The 18,076-nt window shown below is 64.8% G+C and carries 18 protein-coding genes; 13 read left to right on the top strand and 5 right to left on the bottom strand.

The window, feature by feature from the left end; genetic code table 11:
- Positions 1–108: 108 nt before the first annotated feature.
- From J1C56_RS08365 to J1C56_RS08330, 8 genes are all read left to right on the top strand, one after another.
- Positions 109–1,605, top strand: coding sequence for an FAD-linked oxidase C-terminal domain-containing protein (locus tag J1C56_RS08365; RefSeq protein WP_214387820.1), 1,497 nt, complete (start codon positions 109–111; stop codon positions 1,603–1,605).
- On the top strand, positions 1,605–2,189 hold the full coding sequence (locus J1C56_RS08360; protein WP_214387818.1) for an ASCH domain-containing protein: 585 nt from the start codon (positions 1,605–1,607) through the stop codon (positions 2,187–2,189). The genes J1C56_RS08365 and J1C56_RS08360 overlap by 1 nt, the downstream gene beginning before the upstream one ends.
- Positions 2,190–2,268: 79 nt before the next feature.
- A complete protein-coding gene (locus J1C56_RS08355; RefSeq protein ID WP_214387816.1) occupies positions 2,269–2,697 on the top strand; it encodes an endonuclease domain-containing protein in 429 nt (142 codons plus the stop codon).
- Positions 2,698–2,890: 193 nt separating this feature from the next.
- The gene (gene glcE / locus J1C56_RS08350) at positions 2,891–4,144 is read left to right on the top strand and encodes a glycolate oxidase subunit GlcE (protein ID WP_214387814.1); all 1,254 of its coding nucleotides are present in this window, start codon (positions 2,891–2,893) and stop codon (positions 4,142–4,144) included.
- The gene (locus J1C56_RS08345; RefSeq protein WP_214387812.1) at positions 4,141–4,518 is read left to right on the top strand and encodes a DUF4870 family protein; all 378 of its coding nucleotides are present in this window, start codon (positions 4,141–4,143) and stop codon (positions 4,516–4,518) included. The genes glcE and J1C56_RS08345 overlap by 4 nt, the downstream gene beginning before the upstream one ends.
- Positions 4,519–4,543: 25 nt before the next feature.
- The gene (glcF, locus tag J1C56_RS08340) at positions 4,544–5,866 is read left to right on the top strand and encodes a glycolate oxidase subunit GlcF (RefSeq protein WP_214387810.1); all 1,323 of its coding nucleotides are present in this window, start codon (positions 4,544–4,546) and stop codon (positions 5,864–5,866) included.
- Between the two features lie 129 nt (positions 5,867–5,995).
- On the top strand, positions 5,996–6,307 hold the full coding sequence (locus tag J1C56_RS08335; protein ID WP_214387808.1) for a putative quinol monooxygenase: 312 nt from the start codon (positions 5,996–5,998) through the stop codon (positions 6,305–6,307).
- Positions 6,308–6,402: 95 nt separating this feature from the next.
- Positions 6,403–7,200, top strand: a complete 798-nt coding sequence (locus J1C56_RS08330) for a L,D-transpeptidase (protein ID WP_214387806.1) — start codon at positions 6,403–6,405, stop codon at positions 7,198–7,200.
- Between the two features lie 33 nt (positions 7,201–7,233).
- Here J1C56_RS08330 and J1C56_RS08325 read toward each other — a convergent pair whose 3' ends face one another.
- Both J1C56_RS08325 and J1C56_RS08320 read right to left on the bottom strand, forming a co-directional pair.
- On the bottom strand, positions 7,234–8,157 hold the full coding sequence (locus J1C56_RS08325) for a bifunctional 5,10-methylenetetrahydrofolate dehydrogenase/5,10-methenyltetrahydrofolate cyclohydrolase (protein WP_214387804.1): 924 nt from the start codon (positions 8,155–8,157) through the stop codon (positions 7,234–7,236).
- A gap of 241 nt (positions 8,158–8,398) precedes the next feature.
- Positions 8,399–9,178: a L,D-transpeptidase gene (locus tag J1C56_RS08320; RefSeq protein ID WP_214387802.1), complete on the bottom strand. Its 780-nt coding sequence runs from the start codon at positions 9,176–9,178 to the stop codon at positions 8,399–8,401.
- A 215-nt stretch (positions 9,179–9,393) separates the two neighbouring features.
- Between J1C56_RS08320 and J1C56_RS08315 the strand changes: the two genes are divergently transcribed.
- Positions 9,394–10,032, top strand: a complete 639-nt coding sequence (locus J1C56_RS08315; protein ID WP_214387800.1) for a DNA-3-methyladenine glycosylase I — start codon at positions 9,394–9,396, stop codon at positions 10,030–10,032.
- 179 nt (positions 10,033–10,211) lie between these two features.
- Here the strand turns inward: J1C56_RS08315 and J1C56_RS08310 are convergent, their stop codons facing one another.
- Positions 10,212–10,598 carry a hypothetical protein gene (locus J1C56_RS08310; protein WP_214387798.1) on the bottom strand — a complete coding sequence of 129 codons (387 nt, stop codon included), beginning with the start codon at positions 10,596–10,598 and terminating at the stop codon, positions 10,212–10,214.
- Between the two features lie 30 nt (positions 10,599–10,628).
- Positions 10,629–10,811 (bottom strand): hypothetical protein, encoded by a 183-nt coding sequence (locus tag J1C56_RS08305; RefSeq protein ID WP_214387796.1) that lies wholly within the window; start codon positions 10,809–10,811, stop codon positions 10,629–10,631.
- Positions 10,812–11,001: 190 nt separating this feature from the next.
- On the opposite strand from J1C56_RS08305, the gene hisS reads away from it, so the two are divergent.
- The 3 genes from hisS to hisG all read left to right on the top strand — a co-directional run bounded on the left by hisS (position 11,002) and on the right by hisG (position 14,510).
- Entirely contained in the window at positions 11,002–12,519 is a 1,518-nt protein-coding gene (gene hisS, locus J1C56_RS08300; RefSeq protein WP_214387794.1) for a histidine--tRNA ligase, read from the top strand.
- 168 nt (positions 12,520–12,687) lie between these two features.
- Positions 12,688–13,806: an ATP phosphoribosyltransferase regulatory subunit gene (locus J1C56_RS08295; RefSeq protein ID WP_214387792.1), complete on the top strand. Its 1,119-nt coding sequence runs from the start codon at positions 12,688–12,690 to the stop codon at positions 13,804–13,806.
- Positions 13,806–14,510 carry an ATP phosphoribosyltransferase gene (gene hisG, locus J1C56_RS08290; RefSeq protein WP_214387790.1) on the top strand — a complete coding sequence of 235 codons (705 nt, stop codon included), beginning with the start codon at positions 13,806–13,808 and terminating at the stop codon, positions 14,508–14,510. The genes J1C56_RS08295 and hisG overlap by 1 nt, the downstream gene beginning before the upstream one ends.
- Here the strand turns inward: hisG and J1C56_RS08285 are convergent.
- On the bottom strand, positions 14,476–15,381 hold the full coding sequence (locus J1C56_RS08285) for a hydrogen peroxide-inducible genes activator (protein ID WP_214387788.1): 906 nt from the start codon (positions 15,379–15,381) through the stop codon (positions 14,476–14,478). The two genes, hisG and J1C56_RS08285, sit on opposite strands and share 35 nt — an antisense overlap.
- 315 nt (positions 15,382–15,696) lie before the next feature.
- Here J1C56_RS08285 and katG point away from each other — a divergent pair, with 315 nt between their 5' ends.
- The gene (gene katG / locus J1C56_RS08280) at positions 15,697–17,910 is read left to right on the top strand and encodes a catalase/peroxidase HPI (protein ID WP_214387786.1); all 2,214 of its coding nucleotides are present in this window, start codon (positions 15,697–15,699) and stop codon (positions 17,908–17,910) included.
- Positions 17,911–18,076: the final 166 nt, after the last annotated feature.

Raw genomic sequence — 18,076 nt, 5'->3', positions numbered from 1 at the left:
TGCCGAAGCCGTGCGCCCGGCCGCGGCGGACATCGACCTTCGTTCGGTTTGCATGCGTTGGCACCAACTGGTAAAAGCTTTTTACCAGTTGTCGACCGAAGGTGACCGATGTCCGGCATATCGATGCCCAAGCCCGATGCGGCAACGCTTGCCCGCCGCGCCGAGATCGTCGCCGACATGCGCATCATCGTGCCAGGCGAGGGCGTGGTCGACGCGGTCAACGAGATGCGTGCCTTCGAAAGCGACGGCCTCACCGCCTACCGGCAATTGCCGCTTGTCGTGGTGCTGCCCGAAACGGTCGCCCAGGTTTCGCGCCTGCTCAAATACTGCAACGACCGCAACATCCGCGTCGTGCCGCGCGGTTCTGGCACCTCGCTCTCCGGCGGCGCGCTGCCGCTTGAGGACGCCGTGCTGGTCGTCATGAGCCGCTTCAACCGCATCATCGAGATCGACTACCCCAACCGCACCGTCACCGCCCAGCCTGGCGTCACCAATCTCGGCATCACCCATGCGGTCGAGCAGGACGGCTTCTATTACGCGCCCGATCCCTCGTCGCAGATCGCCTGTTCGATCGGCGGCAATGTCGCCGAGAACTCCGGCGGCGTGCACTGCCTGAAATACGGGCTGACGGCCAACAACGTGCTCGGCATCGAAATGGTGCTGATGAATGGTGAGGTCGTCCGCCTCGGCGGCAAGCATCTCGACGCCGAGGGCTACGACCTGCTCGGCGCCATGACCGGCTCGGAAGGGCTGCTTGGCGTCGTCACCGAGGTTACCGTGCGCATCCTCAAGAAGCCGGAGACGGCGCGCGCGCTGCTGATCGGCTTTCCCACAAGCGAGCAGGGCGGCCAGTGCGTTGCCGACATCATCGGCGCCGGCATCATTCCCGGCGGCATGGAGATGATGGACCGCCCGGCGATCCATGCCGCCGAGGACTTCGTCCATGCCGGCTACCCCCTGGAGTGCGAGGCGCTGCTGATCGTCGAGCTCGATGGTCCCGCCGTCGAGGTCGACCACCTGATCGGCTTGGTCGAGGCGATCGCCAACCGCAACGGCGCCACCACCTGCCGCACCTCGCAGTCCGAGCAGGAGCGGCTGACCTTCTGGGCCGGGCGCAAGGCCGCATTCCCCGCCGTCGGCCGCATCTCGCCCGACTATTACTGCATGGACGGCACCATCCCGCGCAAGGAACTGCCGCGCGTGCTCGCCGGCATGCGCGAACTGTCGGAGCAGTACGGTCTCGGCGTGGCCAACGTCTTCCACGCCGGCGACGGCAATCTGCACCCACTGATTCTCTACGATGCCAACAAGCCGGGCGAGCTCGAAAAGGCCGAGGCCTTCGGCGCCGACATCCTGCGCCTTTGCGTCAAGGTCGGGGGCGTCTTGACCGGCGAGCACGGCGTCGGCGTCGAAAAGCGCGACCTGATGCCCGAGATGTTCAACGAGATCGATCTCGACCAGCAGATGCGGGTAAAATGTGCCTTCGATCCAAACCACCTGCTCAACCCCGGCAAGGTGTTCCCGCAGCTGCGCCGCTGCGCCGAACTCGGCCGCATGCACGTCCACCGCGGCCAGATGGCCTTCCCCGACATCCCGAGGTTCTGATGCTTTTGAAGCAGGCGACCCTCGACGGTATCAAACGTGGCGACATCACGCTCGCCTTCCGCCGTTGGCAGCGGCCGACGGTCAAGGCGGGCACCGGGCTGCGCACGGCCATCGGTGTCGTCCGCATCGGCGCGGTGGAGGTGGCCGATGAAGCCGCGCTCTCCGACGCAGATGCCCGCGCCGCCGGTTACGATAGCCTTGGCGCGCTGACCGCCGACCTGCGCGACGGCGACGGTCGCACCCTCTATCGCATTTCGTTCGATGGCATCGAGGCCGATAACAGGCTGGCGCTGCGCGAGGCGGCCAATCTCAGCGATGCCGATTGGCACGCGCTCGCCGCCCGCTTCGCCAAATGGGACAGCACAGTGCCCGGCTACTTTCCCTCGATCCTGCGCCTGATCGGCCAGAACCCCGAGCTATCGGCCGCAACCCTCGCTGACCGCCTCGGAGTCGAAAAGCTCAAGTTCAAGCAAGACGTGCGCAAGCTCAAGGAACTCGGCCTGACCGAAAGCCTCGACGTCGGCTACCGCCTGTCGCCCCGCGGCGCTGCTGCCCTCGAAAAGCTCAGGGAGCACAGGTTGTGATGGGGGCGGTCCCTTCTCCAGCATGGCTTCCTCGCCCCTTTGGGGAGAGGTGCCCAGCGCAGCGAGGCGGAGAGGGGCGATGACGCACGCAACCCGTCGTCGTCCTGACGAGACCAACCGCCGGGCCCGTGCCCTCAGGCATGGCGACAACATGGCCGAAGCGTTGCTCTGGGACGAACTCAAGGCCAAGCGTCTGGGCGGCCACAAATTTGTTCGCCAGATGCCACTGGGCCCGTATTTCGCCGATTTTGCCTGTAGACAGACCAAGCTGGTCGTCGAGCTGGACGGCTCGCAGCACGTGGGTAGCGACCACGATCGCCAGCGCGACGAGTTCATGCGAGGGCAGGGCTATTCGGTCTTGCGCTTCTCCAGCGCAGATGCGGTGAAGGCTAGGGTGAGCGTCTGTTCAACGATCCTTGCAGCCCTTGCCGGACAGCTGAACGAGGACGTTGCGGTTGCGGACCTCAGGTTTGTCCTTGCGCGACCGGAAGAGGGAGAAGTTCTATGATCGGACCCCTCTCCGCCTCGCTGCGCTCAGCACCTCTCCCCAAAGGGGCGAGGAAGTCCGGTCCTGTGATGCTGCGCCGGCCTTCAAGGCCTGAAATCATCTCAAACTCGCCGTTCTTGCAAAGCTCGGGCACCTCGCCCCTTTGGGGAGAGGTGCCGAGTGCAGCGAAGCGGAGAGGGGCGACAGCAAAATCATGACCACCTTCACCCCCACCACCTCCGCCGATGTCCTTGCCGCTGTCCAGTGGGCGCTGGCCGAGGAGGCGCCGCTTGAGATCGTCGGCCACGGCTCCAAGCGTGGCATCGGTCGGCCACAGCAGGCCGAGCACACGCTCGACCTGTCGAAACTCACGGGCGTTACGCTCTACGAACCGGCCGAGCTCGTGCTGTCGGCCAAGTCAGGCACGTCGCTGGCAGAGCTTGAAAACCTGCTCGCCGAGAACGGCCAGCGCTTCGATTTCGAGCCGATGGACTATGGTCCGCTGCTCGGCGAAGCGCCCGGGCGTGGCACCATCGGTGGCGCACTCGCCGCCAATCTCGCCGGTCCGCGCCGGCTCAAGGCCGGTGCCGCGCGAGACCACATCCTCGGCATCCAGGCCGTGTCGGGGCGTGGCGAGGCCTTCAAGTCGGGCGGGCGCGTCGTCAAGAATGTCACCGGCTACGACCTGTCCAAGGTCATGGCCGGCTCCTGGGGCACGCTGGCGGTAACGACCGACGTCACCTTCAAGGTGCTGCCGGCGGCTGAAACCGAAACCACGCTCATCATTCGCGGCCTGCTCGACGACAACGCAACTGCCGCCATGTCGATCGCCATGGGCTCCAGCGCCGAGGTGTCTTCCGCCGCCCATCTGCCCGAGCGCATGGCCGGCCGCGTGCTCGACGGCAAGCTCGGCGGCGATCCGGCCACCCTGCTGCGTGTCGAAGGCTTCGGCCCATCGGTCGCCTACCGTCTCGGCCATATCAGGCAATTGCTCGGCAATGCCGGCCCCATCGAGGAGGTCACCGAGGAAGCGTCGCGCACGCTGTGGCGCGATGTCCGCGATGTCAGGCCTTTTGCCGACAGCAGTGACAAGCCGGTCTGGCGCATTTCGATGCCACCGGCCAACGCCCACCACATGGTGTTGGCGCTGCGCATGCAGGCGGCCGCCGATGCATTCTACGACTGGCAGGGCGGCCTGGTCTGGCTGCGCATGGAAGGCGAGCCGGAAGCCGAGTTGCTGCGTGCCTTGATCCGCAAGTTCGGCGGCGGCCATGCCACGCTGGTCCGCGCCGCGCCCGCCTGGCGGGCCTCCGTGCCTGTCTTCGAGCCGCAGCCGGCAGCACTGGCAGCCCTTTCGGCGCGCCTCAAGGCGGAATTCGACCCGAGGAACATCCTCAATCCCGGCCGGATGGTGCATTCCCCCGACTCTGTTACCTTGGCGGGTGCAGCAGAGGGAGCCACGTCATGAGCGAAACACCGCCGAATTTCACGCCGCGCCAGACCGACCGCTGGCTCGATCCGGGCCCAACCAACGCCCAGGTGATCTATATCCTGTATCTCGCCGGCCTGGTCATCGGCATCAGCGGCATCGTCGGCATCATCCTGGCCTACATCAACCGCGGCAAGGCGGGCGGTTTCGTCGAGAGCCACTACACCTGGCTCATCCGCACCTTCTGGATCGGCCTGCTCTACGCGCTGGTGTCCTTGGTGCTGATGATGGTGTTCATCGGCTTCATCCTGATGTTTGCCGTCGCCGTCTGGTTCATCGTCCGCTGCATCTTGGGCCTGCAGGCGCTGGGACGCGGCGAGCCGATCAAGAACCCCGAGAGCTGGCTGATCTAGCTGCCAAAGAGAGTGCCATAACGCCGTGCAGACCAATTTCACCACCGCCCAGCTCGCCGATCCGCATGTCGCGGAATCGGAGAAGATCCTGCGCAAATGCGTGCATTGCGGCTTCTGCACGGCGACATGCCCGACCTACGTGACGCTCGGCAACGAGCTGGATTCGCCGCGCGGACGGATCTACCTGATCAAGGACATGCTGGAAAAAGGCCGCCCGGCGGACAAGGAGATCGTCACCCACATCGATCGCTGCCTGTCCTGCCTCGCCTGCATGACCACATGCCCGTCGGGCGTGAACTACATGCACCTTGTCGACCATGCCCGCGCCCATATCGAAAAGACCTACAAGCGTCCGCTGATGAACAGGCTGACGCGCGGCGTGCTGGCAGCGGTGCTGCCATATCCCGCCCGGTTCCGCGCGGCGCTGAAGCTGGCCCGCCTTAGCCGGCCTTTCACCAATGCCTTTGATGCCGTGCCTGCGCTGAAGCCGTTTGCAGCGATGCTCAGGCTGGCGCCCGCAACTGTCCCTGCTGCATCGGCAATGGCTTCGCCTGGCACCCATGCGGCGAAGGGCAAGAAAAATGGCCGCGTCGCCATCGTCACTGGCTGCGCCCAGCCGGTGCTCGAACCCGGCATCAACGAAGCGACGGTGTCGCTGCTCAACCGGCTCGGCATCGAGGTCGTGGTACCCAAGGGCGAGGGCTGCTGCGGCGCGCTGGTCCATCACATGGGGCGCGAGGAAGCAGCCCTTGATCAGGCCAGGCAGAATGTCGACGCCTGGACGCGCGAGATCGAGCAGGGCGGGCTCGACGCCATCGTCATCACGGCGTCGGGCTGCGGCACCACGATCAAGAATTACGGCTTCATGCTGCGGCTCGATCCGGCCTACGCCGAAAAGGCGGCGCGCGTTTCGGCGCTGGCCAAGGACGTCACCGAGTATCTTGTTACGCTTGACCTGCCCGAACCCCAGCACAAGCCCGGCCTGACGGTCGCCTATCACTCGGCGTGCTCGATGCAGCATGGCCAGAAGATCACCCGCCAGCCCAAGGAACTGCTCGCCCGCGCCGGCTTTGTCGTCAAGGAACCGCGCGAAGGGCACCTGTGCTGCGGCTCGGCGGGCACCTACAACATCATGCAGCCGCAGATTTCGGCCCGCCTGCGCGACCGCAAGGTCAAGAACATCGAGGCCACAGGTGCCGCGCTCGTCGCCACCGGCAATATCGGCTGCATCACCCAGATCGCCTCGGCGGCGAACATTCCGGTGGTCCATACGGTCAAGCTGCTCGACTGGGCCTATGGCGGCGAAAAGCCGGCCGGGCTGCCTGCGGCGTTGTTGGCAGCCGAGTGAGCGCCGTCCCGCCCACCGCATAGTAAATCGAAGCTATTACCTCCGAGGTCATTGAAGCTGCGCGCGGCTCTGGCATTTTCCACCTCATGCGGTCGGCGCCTTGCCGGACGAATGCAGAGGAAACTGGAAATGAGCGTCACCTACGTCATCGGCTTCACCGTCCGCCCGGAACAGCGCACGCGCTTTCTCAAGCTGCTCGACGGCGTGCTCGACGCGATGCGTCATGAGCCGATGTTCGTCAGCGCGACGCTGAACAGCGATCCCAGCGATGCCAACCACTTTCTCCTGCCGGAGACATGGGCCGATCACCAGGACGTGCTCGACGTGCAGCTCAAGCGGCCCTATCGCGAGGAATGGCACGCCGCGCTCGAAGAGCTGCTGGCCGCCCCGCGCGACATCTCGATGTGGCAGCCGATACGCAGCGACTACAACCAGAGTTGACCGCCGCCTGTACCGTTCGGGATTGAACAAGGCGGGCGGAACATGCGAAGGCTTCGTGCGTTGCAGCAAATCGAAGAACGCAGTGGAAGCCCTCTATGTCGACATTCACCCGCCGCAGGTTGCTGGCCCTGGCCGCAACTGGCGCAGCATCGGCCGTCCTGTCCGCATGCTCGACGACGCGCAGCGAACGGGTGGCCTATGAACCGGCTTTCCCCGTCGCACCGCCGCCGCCGACAATGCGCAACGACCCGTCATTCGCCGACCCGCAGATGATGTACGCGCCGGTCAACGACAATGGCTATGACATTCCGGGCGTGCCGTTCAAGAAGATCGATCCGCAATATTACCGCCAGGTCGTGACCGATCCGACCGGCGAGGCGCCGGGCACGGTGGTCATCGATACGGCAGGCCATTTTCTCTACGTCGTCGCCGACAATGGCGAGGCGATCCGTTACGGCGTCGGCCTCGGCCGGGCTGGCTTCGAATGGGCCGGCCGCGGCGTCATCGAATGGAAGCAGACCTGGCCGCGCTGGTTCCCGCCGAACGAGATGATCGACCGCCAGCCCGAGCTGGAAAAGTACCGCGCCCGCCAGATCCCCGGCAAGAACGAGTGGGAAGGCGGCATGCAGCCCGGCGTGCAGAACCCGCTCGGCGCGCGTGCGCTCTACATCTTTCAGGACGGCAAGGACACGCTCTACCGGCTGCACGGTTCGCCCGAATGGGCCTCGATCGGCAAGTCGGTCTCGTCAGGTTGCGTCCGCCTGATCAACCAGGACGTCATCGACCTCTACGAGCGCGTGCCTGACGGTTCGCCGATTGTCGTTACCAACGGCCTGCAGATGGTCGCCACTCCGGCGATGCCGCAGGTTCAGGACGGCACCTGGAGGCTCTAGCCTGGATCCGCCGGCGCGAGCCGGCGCAAAGCCCTATTCCGCCGCCAGCGTTGCTTCGGCTGTTCCGAATGTCGCGCGATAGACCGCGCGCTGGCGGTTGAGCGCCACCATCGTGTTGCGCAGCAGGATCGCCACCGTCACAGGGCCAACGCCGCCCGGCACCGGCGTGATCCATGACGCCACTTCCTTGACGCTTTCGGTGTCGACATCGCCAACGATGCGGCTCGAACCGTCCGGCAACGTTTCCGCATTGATGCCGATGTCGATGACCGCGGCACCTGGCTTGACCATGTCGGCCTTGATCAGCCGCGGCTTGCCGACGGCGACGAACAGCGCGTCCGCGCGGCGCGCATGCGCCGCCAGCGAGCGCGTCATGTGGTGGCACACAGTCACCGTTGCGCCTTCGCTCATCAAAAGGAATGCGATCGGCTTGCCGACGATCTCGGAGTGCCCGACAACGACGACCTCAAGGCCCTTGAGTTCGAGCCCGGTGGCCTTGAGCAATTCAACCGAGGCCGCCGCAGTACAGGGCGCGAGGTCGAGCTCGTTGTAGACGATGTTGCCGATCGAGGCCGGGTGCATGCCCTCGACATCCTTCAGCGGATGCACCGCCGCCTGGATCGCCTTGATCGGGATATGCGCCGGCACCGGCCGCTGGATGATGATGCCGGTGATGCGCGGGTCGGCATTCATGCCGTGGATGGCGGCTTCCAGTTCGCCAGCCGTCAGCTCAGCCGGAAAACGCCGCTCTTCGAAGTCGATGCCGGCAAGCTCGGCCTTGGCGCGCTGGTTGCGGACGTAGACGTCCACCGCGGCGACGTCGCCGACGGTGATCGAAACGAGCTTGGGGCGAAATCCTTCATCGGTCGCCTGCTGGGCGGCGGCGCGGACTTCGGCGATGATGCGGGCGGCCACGGGGCCGCCTTTGAGATAGCGGTTGTCGTCGAGCGGCGGCATTTGTCTTCCTTCGGCGGTCATCGGCTTGGGATAACCCCGGGATACTTCGGCCCGTCTGGGATGAAAAGGGTCGATCCGATCAAATTTCATCCATGTTAAACAAATTTTCCTGAAAAGCCAATCCGAGGCAGGTTTCTGGACCTCTCTTTCGGAATGCGAAAAGGGCAGCACGGTCTTCCGCCGTGCTGCCCTTTTGCTTGGGAGCCTGGTCTTGCGACCGGCTCCGCCCCCGTATCAGGTGTTATCTGACCACGACGTTGGTTCCGACGGCGACCCGTTCGTAAAGGTCCATGACATCTTCGTTGCGCATGCGAATGCAGCCCGAGGACACAGCCCCGCCAATGGTCCAGGGCTGGTTGGTGCCGTGGATGCGGTACAGCGTCGAGCCGAGATAAAGGGCGCGCGCGCCGAGCGGATTTTCCGGGCCACCGGTCATCATCGCCGGTAGCACGCGGCCCTTGGCGCGTTCGCGCGCGATCATCTCCGCCGGCGGGCGCCATTCCGGCCATTCGCGCTTCGATGTCACCTTGTGCGTTCCCGACCATTCGAAGCCCGGCTTGCCGGTGCCGACGCCGTAGCGCCGCGCCTGGCCGTCAGCCTGCACGAGGTAGAGGAAGTTCTCGCTGGTATCGATGATGATCGTGCCTGCCTTTTCGCCACCGTCATAGGCAACCGTCTGCGGCAGGTAGATCGGGTTGATCTGTGGCTTGACCGAGCGCTTCTCCGGCGCGCGCAGGGCCGCTGTCTGCACCCCGTCGGGCCGCGTCTTCTGGCGCTGGGCGGTGCGAGGCGCGCTACGTGGCGCCGTTGGTCTGACTTGTGCCTGGGCTGGTTGCTGGCGTCGCTGCTGCCTGGGCATCACTTGGCCGGGGTTGCGGCCAAGCTGCAGCACCCACGGAGCGGAAAGGTCAGGGCTCACAACGACAGGCGGCCGCTCGGCATAGCGGTCATAGGCGAAAGCCGGTGCGGCCAGCTCGGCCAGCATGGCAATGGATGCCAGAAGGATCAGAGGTTTTCTCATGGACGCACTCTCAACTCGATCGTCACCGCGGGTCAGGCAACTGCCATTCCCCGGTTCGGGGTCATGTTGTCCGCGCGTTCCCACCGAAACGTGAATCGGGTTGCTTAAAATGCGAGATTGTCAGGAAAGCTTTTGGTGTGGTTACCGCCCGGTTCAGGAGTCTGGTAAAGCACGGGTAAATCAGCGCCTTCAGGCGGTTAACGGACGGATTTGTGATGGAAGAGAAAAAGACGGGCCTGATGCTGGGGGCGGATGGGGCGACGCGCTGCTTCTGGCCGGGCGCGCTGCCGGACTATCTGCACTACCACGACAACGAGTGGGGCAGGCCGGTCGCCAATGACATCAGGCTGTTCGAAAAGATCTGCCTCGAAGGTTTTCAATCCGGCCTGTCGTGGCTGACGATCCTGCGCAAGCGCGACAACTTCCGCGAGGCATTTTCAGGCTTCGATTTCGACAAGGTTGCCGAGTATGGCGATGCCGACATCGAACGCCTGCTCGGCAATCCCGGCATCGTCCGCCATCGCGGCAAGATCGTCTCGACCATCAACAACGCCAAGCGCGCCCGCGAACTGGCAAACGAGGCCGGTTCGCTCGCGGCGTGGTTCTGGAAGTTCGAGCCCGGCGCCGACGAGCGGCCTGAGGTAGTCGATTATCCGACATTGATCGCCAACCCGACGACACCAACCTCGACACGCATCTCCAAGGAGCTGAAGAAGCGTGGCTGGAGCTTCGTCGGCCCGACCACCGTCTATGCCTTCATGCAGGCGATGGGCATGGTCAACGATCATATCGAAGGCTGCATGTGCCGCGGCAAGATCGAAGCGGAGAGGAAGGCATTCAAGCGGCCGGGGTGAGGGCGATACCTCCACCCCTAACCCCCTCCCCACAAGGGGAGGGGAATCTGGCAGGAGCCGCCACCTGCCCCGGGGCAACAGTCTCAAATTATGGGTGCACGGGGCGCAGAAATGTCCCCTTCCCCCTTGTGGGGAGGGGTTAGGGGTGGGGGTATCCTGAGGCGTGGCGACGCAAGGACCTACCGCTCATACCTTCCCTTGTACCCGCTACCAGCGATGTTCCACACCAGGCTCCGGCCCGAGACCGTCAGCACCAGTCCGCCGAAGCTGCGGTCGTCGGGCGTATGGCGCCGCGAGGCAGCACTTCGCCCGGCAGGGATGACCTCGACGGTCGAGCCGCGCTTGACCCAGCAGCCCTTGCCGTACTGGTCGTTGGCGCCATAGGCGAGCATGAACTCGAAGCTGCCGTTCGGCCTGAGCAGCAACTCGGAGCCGACTTCCATGACGCCATTGAGATAGTAGTGTCCTGCGAGCTTGGGATCGCCGGGCGAGCAGGCCTGCGCCGTGGCAAGTCCGGCCGCGAGCGACAGCGCGCCGAGGGCTGCGGTTGAAGCGATCCGTGGCATGGCAGTGCCTTTCGGGACCGGGTGAGGGTCCTATGCGGAAAACATCAGGCCGGCTGCGATGGCACCGACGGCGGCGAGCGCCGGATAGAGCACCAGCGCCACCGTCAGCAGCGTATCCCCGAACGACGCCGTCCGCCTCGGGGCGGCATCTTCCCGCCGCGCCTGAGGTGCCTGGGCTGCGGTCTCGTCGAGTTCTGCTGCGATGGTCTGCATGGTGTTCGTCCTGGCATTCAATGCTGCGCCTTGTCGTTGCCAGCTGTATCGGCACGATGTCGGTCAAATTGTGGAAATGTTTCGGCTTCCTCGCAGTGAGCCAAACGCTTGCCGCTCCATCCCATTTCGGTTACGACACGCCGCGCCGTGATCGCGGCCAAAATTTCTGGAAAACAGCGGAATTCTCGCCATGGCCGACAAATCGGAAAAGATGAAAGCGCGGCTGCCGCGCGGCTTCGTCGACCGCAGCGCGGACGACATCCGGATCGTCGAGAAGATGATGGCGAAGATCCGCGAGGTCTACGAACTCTACGGCTTCGAGCCGGTCGAGCAGCCGCTGATCGAATACACCGACGCGCTTGGCAAATTCCTGCCCGACCAGGACCGGCCCAATGAAGGCGTCTTCTCCTTCCAGGATGATGACGAGCAGTGGCTGTCGCTGCGCTACGACCTGACCGCGCCGATGGCGCGCTTCGTTGCCGAAAACTACGAGAAGCTGCCCAAGCCTTATCGCAGCTACCGCTCCGGCTGGGTGTTCCGCAACGAAAAGCCCGGCCCCGGCCGCTTCCGCCAGTTCATGCAGTTCGATGCCGACACCGTCGGCACGCCCGGCGTCGCGGCCGATGCCGAAATGACCATGATGATGGCCGACGTGATGGAAGCGCTCGGCATCAAGCGCGGCGACTATGTCATTCGCGTCAACAACCGCAAGGTCCTCGACGGCGTGCTCGAGGCCATCGGCCTCGGCGATGACGAGAACGTCAACCGCCGGCTCACCGTGCTGCGCGCCATCGACAAACTCGACAAATTTGGCCCAGAAGGCGTGCGCCTTTTGCTCGGCAAGGGCCGCTGGGATGGGGGCAAGGAAGGCGAGGGCGACTTCACCAAGGGGGCCGGGCTTGACGCCGCGGCCATCGACACGGTGATTGCGTTTACCGAAGCCGGCGCGGCCAATTCAGACAAGACAGCCGAGAACCTCAAGGTGATCGTTGCGGGCAACGTCAGGGGCACCGAAGGTGTCGAGGAACTGGCCCAGATCGGCTCGCTCGTTGCGGCGGCTGGTTACGATGACGGTCGCATCAAGATCGACCCGTCGGTCGTCCGCGGCCTCGAATACTACACCGGCCCGGTCTACGAGGCCGAACTGCTCGCGGAAATTCCAAATGACGACGGCCAGGTTGTGCGTTTCGGCTCGGTCGGCGGTGGCGGACGCTACGACGGCCTCGTCTCGCGCTTCCGTGGCGAGCCGGTGCCGGCCACCGGCTTCTCCATCGGCGTGTCGCGCCTGATGACGGCGCTCAAGAACCTCGGCAAGCTCGACACCTCTGACGTGGTTGCCCCCGTGGTCGTGCTGGTCATGGACAAGGACACCGAAAGCCTCGGCCGTTACCAGAAGATGGTTGCCGATCTGCGGGCGGCAAAAATCCGCGCCGAAATGTATCTCGGCGGAGCAGGCATGAAGGCGCAGATCAAATATGCCGACCGCCGCGGCTCTGGCGTCGTCATCATCCAGGGTGGCGACGAACGTGCCAAGGGCGAAATCCAGATCAAGGACCTGATCGAAGGCGCGCGCATGTCGGCTGGCATCACCGACAACGCCGAGTGGCGCGCCGCGCGTCCGGCCCAGATCACCGTGCCGGAAGCCGACCTTGTTGCCGAGGTGAAGAAGATCCTTGCCGCCCAAAAGGAAGAACGCAGCCGTGGCTAGCGGATGCATGCAGCTGTTTGCGCTGCCCCTCATCCCCCTGCCGGGACCTTCTCCCCGTAGAACGGGGAGAAGGGGATTGGCCGCAACATTGGCGCCCCCCTCGCCCCGTTTACGGGGAGAGGGTAAGGGTGAGGGGCAGCGCCTCGCTTGCGTTGAGGACTGTAGGCCATGAACGCGCGTTATCCGGCGATTGCATCCGACATCCTGAAGCTCTTCGCCGCGCGCGGTGCCGACGCTGTCGATGTGCCGGTGCTGCAGCCGGCCGACCCGTTCCTCGACATGGCCGGCGAGGATTTGCGCCGCCGCATCTTCCTGACTGAAAGCGAGACCGGCGCTTCGCTTTGCCTGCGCCCGGAATTCACCATTCCGGTCTGCCTCGACCACATCCACACCCAGTCCGGCACGCCGCGCCGCTATTCCTATCTCGGCGAGGTCTTCCGCCAGCGCCGCGAGGGTGGCAACGAGTTCTTCCAGGCCGGCGTTGAGGATCTCGGCGATACCAACACGGCCGCCGCCGACGCGCGCTCGGTGGCCGATGCCCATGCGCTCCTGTCGCTGTGCTTGCCTGGCCAGGACCTCACCGTCACGCTCGGCGACCAGGCGATCTTCGAAGCGGTGCTGGCAGCGCTTGGGCTGCCGCGCGGCTGGCGCATGCGCCTTGCCCGCGCTTTCGGCTCGGCCGAGCTTCTGGCCGCCGCGCTCGGCGATCTCGCAGCCCCCACCCGCACTTCTGCGTTGACCGAACCAGTTGCGTCATTGGTTGCGGATGGTGATCGCGATGCCCTGGCAGCGCACATTGCCATTGGCATGGAGCAGGCGGGCCTGTCGCCATCAGCCGGCCGCACGCCCAATGACATCGCCCGCCGACTGATCGAAAAGGCAGAATTGCGCAGTGTGCGCCTGTCGAGCGACGCCTTTGAGGCGCTCGAGCGTTTCCTTGCCATCGACGTCGTGCTCGACAAGGCACCGGCTGCGCTGAAGGAGTTCGCCACCGGCGCCGGGCTCACGCTCGGTGCTGCCCTCGACAATTTCGCCGCCCGCGCCAAGGCCATATCGGGTCATGGGCTTACAGCCGGTTCCGTCCGCTACGATGCCGCTTTCGGCCGCCCGCTCGACTATTACACCGGCCTGGTCTTCGAGATATTCGGTCCCGATGCCGAGCGCCCGTTGGCCGGTGGCGGCCGCTACGACCGCCTGCTGACCTTGCTCGGCGCCGGCAAGCCTATTCCAGGTGTCGGCTTCTCCGTCTGGCTCGACCGCATCGAAGCCCTGAGGGAGGTCGACTGATGGCGATATCGATCGCGCTCCCTTCCAAGGGACGGCTCAAGGAGCAGGCGCTCGACGTGCTGGCCAGGGCCGGCTTTGCCGTCACGCTGCCCGATGACGACCGCCGCTACCGCGCCAGCATCGAGGGCAGGGCGGATATCGAGATCGCTTTCCTGTCGGCCTCGGAGATTTCAGGCGAGATCGGCCAGGGCAATGTCGACCTCGGCATCACCGGCGAAGACCTGATCCGCGAAAACCTCGCCGACTGGGAGCGCAAGGCCGCGATCACAGCCCGCCTCGGCTTCGGCCATGCCGATGTCGTCGTGGCCGTGCCCGACATCTGGCTCGACGTCGACACCATGGCCGATCTCGACGACGTCGCCGCCGATTTCCGCCAGCGCCATGGCCGCCGCTTGCGCATCGCCACCAAATACTGGCGCCTGACGCAGCAGTTCTTCTCCCAGATGCATGGCATCCAGGTCTACCGCATCGTCGAAAGCCTCGGCGCTACCGAAGGCGCGCCTGCTGCAGGGTCCGCTGATGTCATCGTCGACATCACCTCGACCGGCTCGACACTGCGCGCCAACCACCTGAAGATCCTGTCCGACGGCGTCATCCTGCGCTCGCAGGCTTGCCTCGTGCAGTCGCTGAAAGTTCGCGATGCGGCCGACGAGGCGACGCTCGCCGAGTTCAATGCCGCAATAGCGGCTGCAGTCCACGGATAATCCGCGCAAGCTCCAGGCATTCATTGTGCCGGGGGCTGTTGCGGCGCCAGGCCAGGCAGATGCGCCGCTCCGGCACCGGTTCGGCGAACGGCACGACCTTCAGGTCGCGCTGGTCATGGGTTGGACCCGCGGCCATCTCCGGTATCAGCGTCACCCCCAGCCCATGCGCCACCATCTGCAACAGCGTGGTCAGGCTGGTTGCGCCATAATTGGCCATCGCCACCGGCTTGACGCTGCCGCATACGGCCAGCGCCTGTTCGCGCAGGCAATGGCCTTCCTCCAGCAGCATCAGCCGTTCCAGTGCCGGGCTTTCGGGCGGCACCGGCGGCGAGATGAAATCGGGATCGTTGGCCGGCACCGCCAGATAGAAGCGGTCGGCGAACAACTCCTCTGACGTCAGGCCGGGGTAGTCGAGCGGCAGGGCGGCGACGAAGGCATCGATGCGTCCGTTGATCGCGTCTTCGACAAGCACACCGGTGATCGCCTCGCGCAGCTCCAGCCTGAGCATGGGATATTCGCGCTTCAGCGCCGGCAGGACGTGCGGCAAAAGGTAAGGCGCCACCGTCGGGATGATGCCGAGCCGCAGGCGTCCCTCCATCGCCAGCCTGCCACGGCGGGCCATCGTCTCGACCTCGTGGATTTCAGCCAGGATGCTTTCGATGCGCGGCAGTATTGCCTGTGCATCCTCGGTCAGCCGCACGGCTTTGCCGCCACGCTCGAACAGCGCGCAGCCCAGCCTTTGCTCCATCTCCGCGATCTGGGCCGAAAGCGCTGGCTGGCTCACGCCGGCGAACTCGGCGGCGCGGCCGAAATGCAGCGTCTGGGCCAGTGCCGCGAAATATTCCATCTGTCGGATTGTAAGGCGTATCATAACCGTAGGCTATCAAAGTTCTTAGAAAAGGCAATTTGGCTTTATCGTAACTGCGTCCTACACTGGAATTATTCCAATCAATTTGGTATACAGTATTCTATCTTTTGCCTAAAACGGTCTAGCCAGTTCTGTCCACGAGGGAGGCGCAAGCCATGACAAAGCCGACGATCATCACGAGCCTTGGTGCGCTGGTGCCAGACCCCAACAACACGATTGCGGCCACCGCGCGCGGCATGGCCCTGGCATAGCGGCGCCGTCAAAAGCTGGCCGACAGGCCGCAAGCACAACCACAGAAAGACGTTCGGAGAGATCACGATGGATACCAAGACCGAGACGAGCGCCGGCAAATGCCCGGTCGCGCACAAGCCCACCGGTACCGGCAATCGCGACTGGTGGCCAAACCAGCTGGACCTCAGCGTCCTGCACCAGCATTCCAGCCTGTCCGACCCGATGGGCGAGGCGTTTGACTACGCCAAGGAATTCGACAGCCTCGATCTCGATGCGGTGATCGCCGACCTCAAGGCGCTGATGACGGATTCGCAGGACTGGTGGCCGGCCGACTTCGGCCACTACGGCCCGCTCTTCATCCGCATGGCCTGGCACAGCGCCGGCACCTACCGCATCGGCGACGGCCGTGGCGGCGCAGGTGCGGGCCAGCAGCGTTTCGCCCCGCTCAACAGCTGGCCTGACAACGTCAACCTCGACAAGGCTCGCCGCCTGCTGTGGCCGATCAAGCAGAAATATGGCCGCAGGATCTCCTGGGCCGACCTGATGATCCTGACCGGCAACGTCGCGCTTGAAACGATGGGCTTCAAGACCTTCGGCTTCGCCGGCGGCCGCGCCGACGTGTGGGAGCCCGAGCAGGACATCTACTGGGGCAAGGAAGGCAAGTGGCTGGCCGACGAGCGCTACAGCGGCGACCGCGAGCTCGAAGGTCCGCTGGCCGCCGTCCAGATGGGCCTGATCTACGTCAATCCAGAGGGCCCGAATGGCAATCCGGATCCGCTCGCCGCGGCACGCGACATCCGCGACACCTTCGCCCGCATGGCGATGGATGACGAGGAAACCGTGGCGCTGATCGCCGGCGGCCACACTTTCGGCAAGACCCATGGGGCCGGCGACGCGGCGAATGTCGGCGCAGAGCCTGAAGCTGCCGACATCGAGCAGCAGGGCCTCGGCTGGCACAACAGCTTCGGCACCGGCAAGGGCGGCGACACAATCGGTTCCGGCCTTGAAGTGACCTGGACCACGACGCCGACCAAGTGGGGCAACAACTTCTTCTGGAACCTGTTCGGCTATGAATGGGAGCTGACCAAGAGCCCGGCTGGCGCGCACCAGTGGGCGCCGAAGCACAACATGGGTGCCGGCACGGTGCCGGATGCGCATGACGCTTCCAAGCGCCACGCACCCGCGATGCTGACCACCGATCTCGCGCTGCGTTTCGACCCGGCCTACGAGAAGATCTCGCGCCGCTTCTTCGAGAACCCGGACCAGTTTGCCGACGCCTTCGCCCGCGCCTGGTTCAAGCTGACCCACCGCGACATGGGCCCGCTTGCCCGCTATCGCGGCCCGCTGGTGCCGAAGGAGGAACTGATCTGGCAGGACCCGATCCCCGCGGTCGATCATGTCTTGATCGAGGAGCAGGACGTTGCTGCCTTGAAGGCCAAGATCCTCGGCTCGGGCCTGACCGTGTCGCAGCTGGTCTCGACCGCCTGGGCTTCGGCCTCGACGTTCCGCGGTTCCGACATGCGCGGTGGCGCTAATGGCGCGCGCATCCGTCTTGCCCCGCAGAAGGACTGGGCCGTCAACCAGCCGGCACAATTGGCCTCGGTGCTGGAGAAGCTCGAAGCGATCCAGAACGAGTTCAACGCTTCGCAGTCCGGCAACAAGAAAGTCTCGCTCGCCGACCTGATCGTTCTCGGCGGCGCTGCCGCGATCGAGAAGGCTGCCAGGGATGCCGGCAATGACGTGAAGGTGCCTTTCGTTCCAGGCCGCATGGATGCCTCGCAGGAGCAGACCGATGTCGACTCCTTCGCCCCGCTCGAGCCGACTGCCGACGGCTTCCGCAACTATGTCGGCGGCAGGCAGCGTCTGAGCGCCGAGGAAAACCTCGTCGACCGTGCGCAGCTTTTGAAGCTGACGGCACCGGAACTGACGGTGCTGGTCGGCGGCTTGCGCGTGCTCGGCGCCAATGCTGGTGACTCCAGCCATGGCGTCTTCACCACGCGCCCCGAAACCCTGACCAACGACTTCTTCGTCAACCTGCTCGACATGGGCACCGAGTGGAAGGCAACGTCAGAGGCCAAGGACGTGTTCGAAGGCCGTGATCGCAAGGGCGGCGAGGTCAAGTGGTATGCCACCCGCGTCGACCTTCTGTTCGGCTCGCATTCGCAGCTGCGCGCGCTGGCCGAAGTCTACGGCTCCTCGGACGCTGGTGCGAAGTTCGCCAGGGACTTCGTAGCGGCGTGGAACAAGGTGATGAACGGCGACCGCTTCGACATTGTCGAGACGTTGCAGGCGGCCGAATAATCCTCGGCGGCAATGAACCTCGGACAGGCGCGGAGCGATCCGCGCCTGTTTCGTTTTGTACGGCACCCGTTTGGAGGAAGTTTTTGCCTCGCCAGCATGGCGAGCGGCTTGTGCATTTCGTCATCGCTGTTTAGCTAGGCCTGATACGGGTCAACCGAAGACGGAT

This window comes from Aminobacter anthyllidis (assembly GCF_018555685.1).
GTDB classification, from domain to species: domain Bacteria; phylum Pseudomonadota; class Alphaproteobacteria; order Rhizobiales; family Rhizobiaceae; genus Aminobacter; species Aminobacter anthyllidis.
Note: the sequence above shows the minus strand (reverse complement) of the source record. Positions and strands in the feature narration are given on the sequence as shown.

Coding starts and splice junctions, on each gene's coding strand:
- J1C56_RS08335 (WP_214387808.1), top strand. CDS start 5,996: ATGAGCGTCACCTACGTCATCGGCTTCACCGTCCGCCCGGAACAGCGC.
- J1C56_RS08320 (WP_214387802.1), bottom strand. CDS start 9,178: ATGAGAAAACCTCTGATCCTTCTGGCATCCATTGCCATGCTGGCCGAG.
- J1C56_RS08345 (WP_214387812.1), top strand. CDS start 4,141: ATGAGCGAAACACCGCCGAATTTCACGCCGCGCCAGACCGACCGCTGG.
- J1C56_RS08330 (WP_214387806.1), top strand. CDS start 6,403: ATGTCGACATTCACCCGCCGCAGGTTGCTGGCCCTGGCCGCAACTGGC.
- J1C56_RS08365 (WP_214387820.1), top strand. CDS start 109: ATGTCCGGCATATCGATGCCCAAGCCCGATGCGGCAACGCTTGCCCGC.
- J1C56_RS08325 (WP_214387804.1), bottom strand. CDS start 8,157: ATGCCGCCGCTCGACGACAACCGCTATCTCAAAGGCGGCCCCGTGGCC.
- J1C56_RS08315 (WP_214387800.1), top strand. CDS start 9,394: ATGGAAGAGAAAAAGACGGGCCTGATGCTGGGGGCGGATGGGGCGACG.
- J1C56_RS08305 (WP_214387796.1), bottom strand. CDS start 10,811: ATGCAGACCATCGCAGCAGAACTCGACGAGACCGCAGCCCAGGCACCT.
- J1C56_RS08360 (WP_214387818.1), top strand. CDS start 1,605: ATGCTTTTGAAGCAGGCGACCCTCGACGGTATCAAACGTGGCGACATC.
- hisG (WP_214387790.1), top strand. CDS start 13,806: ATGGCGATATCGATCGCGCTCCCTTCCAAGGGACGGCTCAAGGAGCAG.
- J1C56_RS08295 (WP_214387792.1), top strand. CDS start 12,688: ATGAACGCGCGTTATCCGGCGATTGCATCCGACATCCTGAAGCTCTTC.
- katG (WP_214387786.1), top strand. CDS start 15,697: ATGGATACCAAGACCGAGACGAGCGCCGGCAAATGCCCGGTCGCGCAC.
- hisS (WP_214387794.1), top strand. CDS start 11,002: ATGGCCGACAAATCGGAAAAGATGAAAGCGCGGCTGCCGCGCGGCTTC.
- J1C56_RS08355 (WP_214387816.1), top strand. CDS start 2,269: ATGACGCACGCAACCCGTCGTCGTCCTGACGAGACCAACCGCCGGGCC.
- J1C56_RS08310 (WP_214387798.1), bottom strand. CDS start 10,598: ATGCCACGGATCGCTTCAACCGCAGCCCTCGGCGCGCTGTCGCTCGCG.
- J1C56_RS08285 (WP_214387788.1), bottom strand. CDS start 15,381: ATGATACGCCTTACAATCCGACAGATGGAATATTTCGCGGCACTGGCC.
- glcE (WP_214387814.1), top strand. CDS start 2,891: ATGACCACCTTCACCCCCACCACCTCCGCCGATGTCCTTGCCGCTGTC.